Below are 12,698 nucleotides of genomic sequence, written 5' to 3' on the forward strand. Positions count from 1 at the left end.
ATTAGGCAAAAAATGAAAACAATATTATTGGTATTTGGAACACGCCCGGAAGCCATCAAGATGGCTCCTTTGGTAAAAAAATTTCAGCAATACCCGAACGATTTTAGGACAGTTGTATGTGTGACCGGTCAGCATAGGGAGATGTTAGATCAGGTCTTACAGATTTTTGATATTAAGCCCGACTATGATTTGAATATTATGAAGCAAGGGCAGGATCTGTATGATGTGACTGCTCGGGTATTGGTCGGGTTAAGAGACGTATTACGGGATGTGAAACCTGATGTGGTTTTGGTTCATGGAGATACAACTACGTCTATGGCCGCAGCATTAGCGGCATTCTATCAACAAATACCAGTTGGACATGTTGAGGCCGGTTTGCGCACGCACAACATATATAGTCCATGGCCTGAAGAGATTAATCGTCAATTGACAGGTCGTATTGCTACTTATCATTTTGCACCGACCCCTTTAAGTCGTGAAAATCTGTTACATGAAGGGGTAGATGAGAATCATATATTTGTGACGGGGAATACGGTCATTGATGCTCTTTATTGGGTTGTGGATAGAATAAAAAACGACGATGAGTTGGATCGAACATTAAATAATGAGCTTTTGCAAAACGGATATGATGTAGTCCGTTTATCGCAAGGCAAGAAGATGGTTTTGATTACGGGGCATCGTCGTGAGAATTTCGGGGATGGATTTACCCAAATTTGTCGAGCCATAAAGACATTGGTAGAAACCTATCCTAATGTAGATTTTGTTTATCCGATGCACCTGAATCCCAATGTGCGAAAACCTATTCATGAAGCATTTGATGGAAAACAGTATGAGAATATGTTTTTTATTGAGCCTCTTGAATATTTGTCGTTTGTATATTTAATGGAAAAATCGGCAATTGTTTTGACCGATAGCGGAGGTATTCAAGAAGAGGCTCCGGGATTGGGAAAGCCAGTATTGGTTATGCGCGATACGACAGAACGTCCAGAAGCTTTAGAGGCAGGGACTGTTAAACTGGTTGGAACAGACTATGATAAGATAGTGAAAGAGGTTTCACAATTGATAGAGGATGCTCAATACTATCAAACTATGAGTGAAGCTGTGAATCCTTATGGAGACGGTAAGGCATGTGAAAGAATCGTAGAGCAACTGATAAAGTGATTACTATAGGTTATAATATAAATCTTACATAGATGAAAGTTTTATTTATAGCAACTGGCTATCTACCATATACATTTTCAGAAAACTTATGTAATGGTAAGCTTGTTTACGCATTGCAAGAGGCCGGATGGAGTATAGATGTTATTTCTAAGAAAGATGAAGGGCCTACATATAGTACAGAGTGGCAAGTTCCTTGGTTAGCATTGAAGGAACATACATACGAAATTTCTTATCCTTTAGGTGGAAAATTGAGTAGAATGTATGATTTGCTTACATCGAGCATGGTCATGTGTGGATTCCCCATTAATGGCATTCGTTGGGCTAGAAGGGCATATCAAAAAGCATTAGAGTTACATAAAAAGAACCACTACGATGTGATAATTACAAGATCTCCCAATGATATACCTCATATTGTGGGATACAAGTTTGCAAAAAAGACAGGGGTGAAATGGGTGGCTAACTGGAATGATCCTGCTTCTACAATTTGGCCAGAACCATATACTCATCATTTTTCGGAGAGAGTATATCGTGTTTTGGATAGATATAATAAGCTTTGTCTGTCTCATGCAACAATCAATACATTCCCCTCTAATTGGTTATTGAATCACTTTCAGGAGTATTATCCATTTTTGAAGAATAAAAGGAATGCTGTAATACCACATATAGCAATGCCCGATAGTTTATTACATGGAATGAAAAATTCTCCTAACGATGATAAATTATATATGTGTCACTCGGGCAATTTATCTTCGGAGCGAAATCCAGAGTTGCTGTTTAAAGCTATTCGGGAATTGATAGATGAAGGATATGCATTGATAAAACTGGATATTATGGGGCATATAAATGATTATACTCAACAATTGATTGAGAAATACTCATTAAATGGTTATGTTTCATTTATTGGAGGATTCCCTTATTTGGAAGCATTGGAAAAAATGCAGTCTTATCATGTGCTTGTCTTGTTGGAAGCTAAGATGAACAAGGGTATATTTTTCCCTAGTAAATTTACCGATTATGCACAACTAAACAGACCAATTTTAGCTGTTTCTCCTCAAGAAGGTTTTGCAAAAGACATGCTATCTCAATATGGTGGTGGTATTGCGGTTAATAACGAAAAGTATACGTCTATCAAGTCGGGGTTATTGAAACTTTATCAGAGTTGGGAGCAGAGAAAACTTTTTGAAGAGTATGATACAAATCTATTATATCAAAACTTTTCATCACAAAGAGTTGTAGACCTTTATAAAGAACTACTGTCGTGAAAGATTTTATTCGTCGAATAAGAGTCTTACTTTTTCGTGTATTATTCCAAGATTCTTCAAAATTGGTAATGCCGAATAGCGTATTGATTGTAGCACCGCACCCCGATGATGAGGTGCTGGGGTGCTCGGGATTGATACAACGATTGTTAAGTGAAGGTAAGCGGGTAGACGTAGTTATTCTATCGGGAGGTGGCAAGAGTCATGCGGGTTGTTGCAGAATTGATGAATCAACTTTGATAGAGTCGCGTCGTAATCTGTCTCGAAAAGCCGCTAAGATATTAGGTCTACCGTTAGAGAATCTTCATTTCCTGGATTATCCAGATGGTAGTATCGTTTTTGATTGCTCAGAAACAGACCGTCTGAAAAAGTTGATTGAAACGTTGCAGCCAAAGGTGATTTTTGTGCCTCATAAAGGTGAGGGGTGGAGCGATCATTTGGAAGCAGGACGAATTGTTCAAAAATTAGTAGGTGAGATGGCGGATGTTCTTCTCTATGAATATTGCGTTTGGTTTTGGTACTACAATGTTTGGAATATCGATAGAAAAAAGGCATTTGTCTTAACGATGACTGAAGAGGAGCTCTCTCGTAAGAATGAAGCAATCGATGCCTACATAAAGCCGAAAGCTCCTTGTGGCAATCCTTGGTCAGGAGTCTTACCTTCTGTCTTTGTTTGGGCAAATCGATGGAGAAAGGAACTTTATTTTAGAATAAAATAATGAAAGAAATTAGACGGCGAGCTATTATTATAGGTGATTCTACAAATAATACATTAAGTGTTGTTCGTAGCCTCGGTGAAGCTCATATTGACCAAATTTTGATTCTTAAATGTGATGAGGATATTTGTTTTGTGTCGAAAAGTAAATATCTCAAGAAAAGTAAGATCTATCATATTCAAAAAATAGAAGAGTGTTTGTCCATATTGCAACAATTGAGAGATAACAAATGGATACAATATATAATTTGCAGTTTTGATGAAGCTGCGGTGTTTGTAGACAGTCAAGAGTCTGAATTATCGCCTTATTATAAGACTCCCGCACGGGGAAAACATATAGGAGGGTTGTTTAATAAAGATGCACAGTGTAAATTGGCTGAAGAATGTGGATTGACAGTCCCTAAGTCTATAAATTTCCATCGCTCTGATTGTTTTGATGACCTTTATGTGAAGTATCCGATTCTTTTAAAACCTCTTAATAGTACAAAAGGAGAAAAAGGAGATATTCATATTTGCCAAAACCAAAATGATGTTCAAAATGCTTTAGCCGAGGAAAGTCATTGCTCTGATTTTATTGTGCAGGAGTTTATTGATAAAGAGTATGAACTTGATTGCATAGGAGTGAGAACAGAGAAGGAAGTTTATATCGCTGGTGCTGTGAGGAAGATTCGTCATTATCCATGGTTAGTTGGAGCAGGTGCTTATGGATTGTTCAAACCTATACAGGAATTGGATATTGATGTACATGGCGTTTCTCATTTCCTGGAACGGTCTAATTATTATGGCCCTTTTAGTGTGGAATTTTTACATAAAGACAATAAAAATTATTTTATGGAGGTGAATTTTCGGAATGAGGGATTGGCATATGCTGCAACAGTAGCTGGTGCAAATTTGCATGCCCTATATTTAACTCCGGATATGGAAATTGATAAAAATAAAGTCCACGAAGTATATATGATGAATTATTCTTTGGATTTTCTTTATGTAAAGGATGGTACTATCTCATTATGGACATGGATAAGAGACTTTTTGAGAACGAAATGTTTTATCAATATCAATTTTAAGGATCTAAATCCTGTATTGTGTTATTATAAATGTAAATTTAGACAAAAGCTGCATTCATAGAATATGACAATCCTTGTTTGCATACCATGCTTGATGACAGGTGGAACGGAGATACAGACGTTGAATCTCGTTCAGGCACTTGTGGCTGGAGGTCATCGGGTGGTGACTGTATGTTATTTTGAATATAGTGAGGATATGGTCTCTCGATTTCGTCGGTCGGGTAGTGAGGTGGTCTGCCTTAGTTCGACGGGGACTCGGATTAGTGGTTGGCGAGGAATCTTGTTCCTTTATAAGGGTCTGTGGAAAGTATTGAAACAATATAAGCCCGATGTGGCTCATGTGCAATATATGGCGCCTGGGGCTATTCCTGTCTTGTTGTTGCGGTTGTTGGGCTTTCGGCAAATTATTGCTACGGCCCATACGGCGGCCGATATATATCCCAATCTGCGGTTGGTTCATTTCATTCAGCGACATTGTGTGAGAGCGTTTACTTGCATTACCGAGCTGGCCGAGCAATCGTTTTTCGGTTCTTCGCAGCTATATAGTGAGGATACTCCATTGAAACGGCGTAATCACTTTACGATTTACAATGCTCTCCCTGCTGGATTTTCGATTCGGCGGGAGCCTCGTTGTTTTAGCCGGCCTGTGACTTTAGGGGTTGTCAGTCGGTTGGAAGAGATTAAGGGTATGGATTTAGTGGTTCCGGCTTTGGCGCGGGTAAGAGCAAAATATCCCGATACTCGCTTGATTGTAGTAGGCGATGGCTCATTACGCGCACGAATGCGGCAGCAGGCTCAAGAATTGGGTTGTGCAGATGGGATTGAATGGGTTGGTAGACAGCCTCAGGAGAGACTGTCTGATTGGTATAGTCGTATGGATATTGTGCTGATGCCTTCGCGTAGTGAAGGCTTCGGACTTACCGCTATCGAAGCGATGGCCAACGGGTGTGTAGTGGTGGCCTCTCGTACAGGTGGCCTTCCCGAAGTTGTGCGCGATCGAGAAGTGGGGTTGCTGCATGCTCCTGAATCTATCGACGATATGGCCGATAAAATAGGTTCGTTGGAGGGTGATATAACCCTTTTGCAGCACTATTCAGAGGCGGCTATGGCGTATGTGGGGCAATATAGCTTCGAACGATATAAGACACTCTTTTTGCATTTGTATACAAAAATAAGAAAATAAATGTCTGTTATTATCAACTTATTAGCCGGGATTATATTGTTTTTCTATGGAATAAGAATATATACAAGTCGAAATCTGAGAATTGTATCAAATCCAGTGTATCAGGGAATGACCTATTCGTTAAATAGGCATCTTCATTTTTTATGGTTCAGTATTGCAACTTCCATGGTATTTTTAGGACCTTTTTCCTTAGTGAAGTATGGATATTGGATATTTATGTTATTGTTACAAATTTTGTTCTCATTTAGACTCAAGTTTGATGCTATTGTTGTTTCTTACATTTTATTCTTTTTGTGGGCTCTTTTTTCAATATCTTATAGCTCTGAGATTAATCAAGGTGTGATGCTTCTAATTAAATATATTTTACCGTTAATGTATTTATGGTTAGGATATAATGCTGTTAATACCAAGGAAGATTTTTTCTTCTTATTAAAGAAAACAAATGTAGTTTTAATTATATATGCTTTTTTAATAGGTGGATTTGCTGCTAAATTATATTCTTTTCTATATGGCTTGTTATTGTATAGAACAGGAGCTTTATTTATCGCTTATGCCTCACTAGCTGACTTTTTTTCATCTTTAATTGTGATTCCATTATCTCTATATGTAATGACAAAGAAAAAAATCTATATATTTTCGGCTTTAATACTATTATTATCAAGCGTATTAGAAGTTGTTCGTACAGGGATAGGTGGAATTTGCTTAGCATCTGTCTTCTTTTTATTTATTATTTATAAATGGAAATCAGTTCCATATATATTATTAATTATTGTATCCATTTTTTTTGTTTTGTTTTTTATTCCGGAAGTTCGAGAAAAAATGTTTGTAGATGCTTCTAATGATAATACGACATTAAATATAGACAATATACAATCAAATGGACGAGAATTTATTTGGGAAACAAATCTTGAGAGATTTTATGATCCTAGTCCTTTGATAGGGTCAGGCTTAGGGGAATCAGTTTCTTATACTAAGGAAAATTTTACAGTTCATCTGATACATAGTGATTGGGTCCAAATGTTGTGCGATATGGGAATAATAGGAGTATCATTATTTGTCCTTTATTTTATATTTCTGATATGTAAGGTTTTTTATTGCGGATGGTATAAATATAAAGATGATTTTATATTAATATCAGGAGCAATGGCTATTGGGAGTAGTGCAGGAGTTTTATTTTCTATGTCGTTTGATAATGTGATAACTTATTCACAGCAGTGTTTTGTATTTCCGTTTATGTTTATAGGTATTTTCCTAAAGGCTATAGACTTATATAAATTGAATATTAATATTAGAGTATGAAGAATACAGCCATCATAATTATATATTTTGGGAATATTCCTAATTATATAAAACTTTTTTTGAAAAGTTGTGCATATCAGGAAAATATAGATTTCTATTTTTTCACAGATTGGAATTGGCACAATTTATACATACCAGATAATGTAGGGACTGTCGTAAAAAGAATAAAACTTTATAACGAATTGATTGCCAATGTAATATAAAATTTGTATCTTAGCTAAAGATAAAAAGAATACCTCCAATTGCCCTAGAAAAGCCAAATTTGGAGGTATCGCAAAAATTAATCTGCATGGCTAAGGTACAAAATTTCTCTGGAATATCACCCGATCTTCCTTTCACGGAGTTCGATTTTTATGAATTGTATAGGCGGACGTTCGAGACTAGCGAGCTGGGAAAAATCAGGAAGAGGCTGCCGCTTGGTGAGATGGCAGAGAACTTTGGACTGATAAGCAAGAGCATGAGAGCGAAGAAAGGGCGAAAAACATACTTCACCCCGGAGGGCAAGGTTGCGCTGATGTTCCTGAAGATGTACACAGGTCTGAGCAGCCCGAGGTTGATGGAGCATCTTAACGGCAACGTCCACTATCAGCTCTTCTGCGATGTGAGAATAGACCCGATGCATCCTCTGACGAACTACAAACTTCTGGACGACGTGTTTTCGGAGCTGGCCCGCGGGCTGAAGATCCAACAGCAGCAGGAGATACTGGCAAGAGCCTGGGAACCGTACATGAAGGACCTGGATACGATGTATACGGATGCGACCTGTTACGAGAGCGAGATGCGCTATCCTACGGATGCGAAGCTTCTGTGGGAAGGAATAGAGAAGTCATATGAGATAATGTGCACTCTGAGTGCCAAGCTGAATGTGCACCGTCCGAGGACGAAGTACGTAGACGTAGAGAAGGCCAACCTGTCGTACAGGAAGCGGCGCAGGCATACGAAAGTCCAGACCAGGAAACTGACCAGACGCCTGCTCAACCTTTTGGGGAAGATACTGAAGGAGACCCGCACACTGGAGAGGGAGAATGCAGGCGCGGAGAAATTGCTGACAGCCAGACAGAAGAGCGATATTGAAATCATCACAAGAGTGTACCGCCAGCAGAAGGCCCACTTCGAGAACAACAATCCTCGCGAGAGTGTCAAGGACAGGATAGTGAGCATCAGCAAGCCGTATGTGAGGCCAATCGTGAGAGGCAAGGAAGTGAAGAGCGTAGAGTTCGGTGCGAAGTGCAACAACATCCAGGTTGACGGACTCTCATTCATCGAGAAGCTGTCATTCAATGCCTTCAACGAGGGAACCAGGCTTACGCACTGCCTGAAGATGCACCGAAAGCTCTTCGGTGTGGAGGCGAAGAAGGTCGGAGGAGATGCAGGCTATGCCGGCAGCGCCAACAGGGGGTACTGCAAGGATAGAGGAATACAGACGTCATTCGTCAAGCGTGGCCGTCCGTCCTTGGAAAAGAAAGAGAACGACATCATCCGCAACGAGCTGGCGAGGGTGAGGGCAACGAGGATGGAAGGCTCGTTCGGAACGCAGAAGGAACACTATGGCCTGAAACGCATCAAGGCAAGGACGAAGTTGACCGAAATCCTGTACATCTTCTTTGGCATCCACACGGCGAATGCAGTACAGCTCGTCCGGCGGGAAGTCAACGAAATTGCCCAGGCTGCCTGATGTTCGAGGTGAGTGAGAAACGGCCCTTTCACTGGAGTATTGGCTCCAGTTGGGTCCAAAAATGAAAAAAGGGGCTCCGAAACGGAGCCGAAAATATAAAAAGATGAGTTCGATCGGAAAAATTACCGGGACAGTCTGCCGATTGACTCATAATGACGGAATTAAACGACTGTCCCTAATGTAAAGAATATTCCTTTTGATAAGGAGTGTTTTAATGATTTAGCTACCCGAAAGTGTAGTATAAGGATTGATATAGCGAATGGATATAAACTATGTGATATAAAACCAGCATGGCCTCATATTTTTGAGGATTATGTTAAGGAATATAATTTTGTTGGATGGTGTGATATCGATTTGATTTTTGGAGATATAAATTCTATTTTCTCAGAATCGTTAAAAATGCAATATGATTTATTAACTGTAACAAAAGATTATATTTCGGGAGCATTAACTATCATGAGGAATATAGATTCTATGAGATTGTTATATCAACAGGCGAGAGGCTGGAAACAAATATTTCAGGATGAACGGCATTTCGCATTTGATGAAATTTTGCGGGTGAAAGGTGTAGATTATGAGTCATTTAGCGATGCCGTAAAACGATTGAATAATACTTCTTTTTCAGCATTGTTTATGAATGTGGCATATGAATGTAGGCCTAATTTAGTTGTATGGGATCGAGGGCATGTTTTCGCTGAAGGGAATAGTTATATATTCTTTCATTATGTTGTGGCAAAGCAGTCTGCATTTTTTGTTATTCCTTCGTGGTCTACTATTCCTGATAGATTTTATGTGAATAAATGGGGATTTTATAAGGAAGAAAAGAATCCATTGTTATTTTGTCAATTATTTGTTAACTTGAATTATATAAGACAAATATATCAATCTATGAAGAAAAAAAGTACAACTGCTATAAAACTATTTCAACGAGGAGATTTAAAGAAAATTTTAAAAGTTGCAATTAAACAATTACGATGAAAATATCCGTAGTTATTCCTTTATACAACAAAGAGAAACAAATTGCTCATACGTTACAATCTGTACTGAATCAGACTTTTCAAGATTTTGAGATTGTAATTGTTGATGACGGTTCTACCGATGGAAGTGTTGCAGAGGTAGAGAAATTCAGTGATTCACGAATTCGATTGATTCATCAAAAGAATGCAGGTGTATCGGCTGCACGAAATCGGGGTATTGAGGCGGCAAAGGGTGATTTGATAGCTTTCTTGGATGCTGATGATGTGTGGATGCCGGAGTATTTAGCTACTCAATATCATCTTTCTCAAAAATATCCCGATTGCAATGTCTTTGCTTGTAATTATGAATTTCGTGATACGGAAGGAAAAGTAACCCCGACGATTATTCGAAAGTTACCATTTACGAGGGAAGATGGCATTCTCTCTAATTATTTTAAGGTGGCCAGTTGCTCGCATCCTCCTTTATGGACATCTGCTGTTATGGTAAAAAAGCAGGCAATACAAGGGATTGGAGGATTCCCGGTAGGAATTAAATCGGGTGAGGACTTGTTGACTTGGGCAAAATTGGCTGTAAAAGGAAAGATCGCTTACTCAAGAACTCCTTTGGCGGTATTTATTCGAGATGAAGTTTTATTCAACAAGGATCAAAGGCAACGAATGCCAGAGGTTGAAGATATTGTAGGGAAAGAACTTCTTAATATTTATGCAGAGAATCATACAGTGAGAAGCTTGAACTCATATTTAGCTTTGTGGCATAAAATGAGAACCCGAATTTTTATAGAAAAGGGTCATAGACGATTAGCTTTAAAAGAGTGTTTTATTTCTATGAAATATGATATAAATATTAAAATTCTATTCTTTTTCGTTTTAATATTTCTTCCTATTTCTTTTTCAAAGAAAATTTTTAGATATTCCAATACTCAATGAAAGTTGTTTTTATTCATACAGATTTCCGTATTTACTGGCCTGCTAGGTTAAGGGCATTATTTTGTTTCTTAGAAAGTAAGCAAATCTTTTTGTCCGTAGTTGAAATTGCTGGTGTAGGGAGTCCCTATGCTTTTGCTCAGAAAAATAATGAAAATAAGAATTGGCATATTCTATTCCCAGATCGAAAGATGGAAGAATTGGAAGATAGAAAAATCAAGCATGCGGTAGACAGTATTTTGAATAGTTTGAGTCCTGATGTCGTCATAGCAGGAGCAATTGCTTTTCCTTCTGGAGCTTTAGCTACAGCATGGGCAAAACGGCATAAGAAGAAGGTCGTTATTTTTGATGATGCTAAAATTGAGGATGTTCCTCGAGGCAAAATGACAACATTTATAAAGCAGTGTATTTATAAGTGTGTAGATGCTATGTTATATCCTTCTGAAGATTGGACGGAGACGGGACTATATTGGCAATTTAAGGGAGAACAATTATTTTATGGTGTTGATGTTGTCGATAATAATTTTTGGGAGGGTGATGATATTTCTATAGAAAAAGAAAATTACTTCGTATCAGTAGGACGGGCCATAAGTAAAAAGAATTTCAAGTTTTTGATAGAGGCATTTTCTCAATGGCCGAATAATTCTAAATATAGACTTTTGATTGTTGGTGACGGTCCAGAAAAAGATGCATTAAAACAAATTTGCTTAGAAAAATCTCTTTCTAATGTTCAATTTCTTCCTTTCTTGAGCCAAGAAGAACTGAGAAGTGTATATAAAAAGGCGCAAGGGTTTATATTAGCCAGTAGTCATGATGAAACATGGGGCCTTGTTATAAATGAAGCTATGGCTTGTGGCTTGCCTGTGATTGTTAGTTCTCGATGTGGGGCTACAAAAACATTGGTACAGAATGGCGTAAATGGATTCGTCTTTGATCCGTATTGTCGAGAGTCTTTAGTAAATGCTTTGGCTCTATTTTCTCGTCTCACAAAAGAAGAACAAGAAGAGATGGGGAAACAATCATCAAGACTCATTCAGAAATGGGGATTAGATAGGTTTGTCTCAGGTTGTTTTGATGCTATATGTTATGTAGACAAAGTCCAATCACGGAAAATTTCGATATTAGAAAGAATTATTTTGTCATTGTGGAAAGGACGTTATAGACCGATATAGAATGAAAATTTTACTGGTACATAACAACTACGGGAAGTATAGCGGTGAGGAGGCTGTGGTCGATAAGATGGCGGCGATGCTCTCGGCCCATGGCCATGAGGTGGCGTTTTATCGCCGAACGACCGAGGGGTTGAGAGAGTCGGCTGTCGGTAAGGTAGCAGGCTTTCTGTCAGGTATCTATTCTCCCTTGGGAGTGCGGGGGATGCGAGAGGCTTTGCGCCGGGAGCGCCCTGATGTCGTAAATGTGCATAATCTCTATCCCTTTATTAGTCCGGCGGCTCTTTTTGAGTGTAAAAAGGCTGGTGTACCGGTGGTAATGACGGTTCACAACTTTCGATTGATTTGTCCTACGGGCTTGTTCATGCGCGATGGTATGCCTTGTGAGACTTGCTTGGAGCGGGGGAATGAGTGGAGCTGTGTGCGATATAACTGCGAACATAGTCGCTTGAAGTCGCTGGGATATACTCTTCGCAATGTCTATGCTCGCTGGACGGGGGCGTATCGAAAGAATGTCGATGCCTTTGCTTGTATTACCGATTTTCAGCGGCAGAAGTTGATTGCTGCCGGATATGATGCACAGAAGATACGGGTGATTCCTAATTTTTTACCGATTCCTCAATCGTATCGACCGGGTGTTGGAAAGTATGTAGCCTTTTGTGGTCGTATAAGTCGAGAGAAGGGGGTTGATTTGATTCTCGAGGTTGCTCGTCGAAATCCCAATATTTCGTTCAAGTTGGCGGGAGAGGTTCGTGATAAAGAGTTGGTGGAGCAAATTCCAGCTAATTGCGAACTTGTTGGATATTTATCGGGCGATGCGTTGTCGCAATTCTATCAAGAAGCAGCTTTTTTTGTAATGGCCAGTAAGTGGTACGAAGGTTTCCCGATGTCGATTCTCGAGGCTGCCTGCTATGGTAAGCCTACAATCGGACCAGCTCATGGGGGATTTACCGAGATTATCGGTCGGGGCGATTTGGCTATTGGTAAATTGTTCGAGCCCAATAATCTCGACGATTTGGAACGGCAAATCGTTTCGTTGTGGAATAATACAGATGAGATTGCACGATTGGGGCAGATGGCTTTCGAAAAGTTACAATGTGAATACTCATCGGAGGTAATTTATAAGAAGTGGGATAGTTTGTTTCAAGAATTAGTGAGAAAACATTAGTTTTTACAAGATCCATAGGTTGAGATATTCTATTGGTAATTAAATAGATATTTTTAAGAAATAAGGTATAATTCACTTGAATATCGAGTGGAGCGAATATCTGT

Annotated in this window: 10 protein-coding genes and 1 pseudogene; all 11 read left to right on the forward strand. The window is 39.0% G+C overall.

Annotated elements, in window-relative coordinates; all coding sequences use genetic code 11:
- The first annotated feature begins 12 nt into the window (after positions 1 to 12).
- The 11 genes and pseudogenes from wecB (at position 13) to ABGT88_RS07555 (ending at position 12,594) form a co-directional block, all read left to right on the forward strand.
- Positions 13 to 1,161, forward strand: coding sequence for a non-hydrolyzing UDP-N-acetylglucosamine 2-epimerase (gene wecB / locus ABGT88_RS07505; RefSeq protein ID WP_258327250.1), 1,149 nt, complete (start codon positions 13 to 15; stop codon positions 1,159 to 1,161).
- Between the two features lie 32 nt (positions 1,162 to 1,193).
- Positions 1,194 to 2,423, forward strand: a complete 1,230-nt coding sequence (locus ABGT88_RS07510) for a glycosyltransferase (RefSeq protein ID WP_346701306.1) — start codon at positions 1,194 to 1,196, stop codon at positions 2,421 to 2,423.
- Positions 2,420 to 3,139, forward strand: a complete 720-nt coding sequence (locus tag ABGT88_RS07515) for a PIG-L deacetylase family protein (RefSeq protein ID WP_346701308.1) — start codon at positions 2,420 to 2,422, stop codon at positions 3,137 to 3,139. The genes ABGT88_RS07510 and ABGT88_RS07515 overlap by 4 nt, the downstream gene beginning before the upstream one ends.
- A complete protein-coding gene (locus ABGT88_RS07520; protein ID WP_346701310.1) occupies positions 3,139 to 4,260 on the forward strand; it encodes a hypothetical protein in 1,122 nt (373 codons plus the stop codon). Before ABGT88_RS07515 ends, ABGT88_RS07520 begins: the two co-directional genes overlap by 1 nt.
- A gap of 33 nt (positions 4,261 to 4,293) precedes the next feature.
- Positions 4,294 to 5,382 carry a glycosyltransferase family 4 protein gene (locus ABGT88_RS07525; RefSeq protein ID WP_346702842.1) on the forward strand — a complete coding sequence of 363 codons (1,089 nt, stop codon included), beginning with the start codon at positions 4,294 to 4,296 and terminating at the stop codon, positions 5,380 to 5,382.
- Complete coding sequence (locus ABGT88_RS07530) at positions 5,383 to 6,681, forward strand: O-antigen ligase family protein (RefSeq protein ID WP_346701312.1); 1,299 nt, start codon at positions 5,383 to 5,385, stop codon at positions 6,679 to 6,681.
- Between the two features lie 289 nt (positions 6,682 to 6,970).
- Positions 6,971 to 8,356 carry a transposase gene (locus ABGT88_RS07535; protein ID WP_346699889.1) on the forward strand — a complete coding sequence of 462 codons (1,386 nt, stop codon included), beginning with the start codon at positions 6,971 to 6,973 and terminating at the stop codon, positions 8,354 to 8,356.
- 186 nt (positions 8,357 to 8,542) lie between these two features.
- Positions 8,543 to 9,334 (forward strand): annotated as a pseudogene (locus tag ABGT88_RS07540) (DUF6625 family protein); the annotation flags it as partial.
- A complete protein-coding gene (locus ABGT88_RS07545; protein WP_346701314.1) occupies positions 9,331 to 10,260 on the forward strand; it encodes a glycosyltransferase family A protein in 930 nt (309 codons plus the stop codon). The pseudogene ABGT88_RS07540 and the gene ABGT88_RS07545, both read left to right, overlap by 4 nt.
- Positions 10,257 to 11,429, forward strand: coding sequence for a glycosyltransferase (locus tag ABGT88_RS07550; protein ID WP_346701316.1), 1,173 nt, complete (start codon positions 10,257 to 10,259; stop codon positions 11,427 to 11,429). The genes ABGT88_RS07545 and ABGT88_RS07550 overlap by 4 nt, the downstream gene beginning before the upstream one ends.
- Position 11,430: 1 nt before the next feature.
- Entirely contained in the window at positions 11,431 to 12,594 is a 1,164-nt protein-coding gene (locus tag ABGT88_RS07555; protein WP_346701318.1) for a glycosyltransferase family 4 protein, read from the forward strand.
- The last annotated feature ends 104 nt before the right edge of the window (positions 12,595 to 12,698 follow it).

Source organism: Barnesiella sp. An22 (assembly GCF_963931395.1).
GTDB lineage: Bacteria > Bacteroidota > Bacteroidia > Bacteroidales > Barnesiellaceae > Barnesiella > Barnesiella merdigallinarum.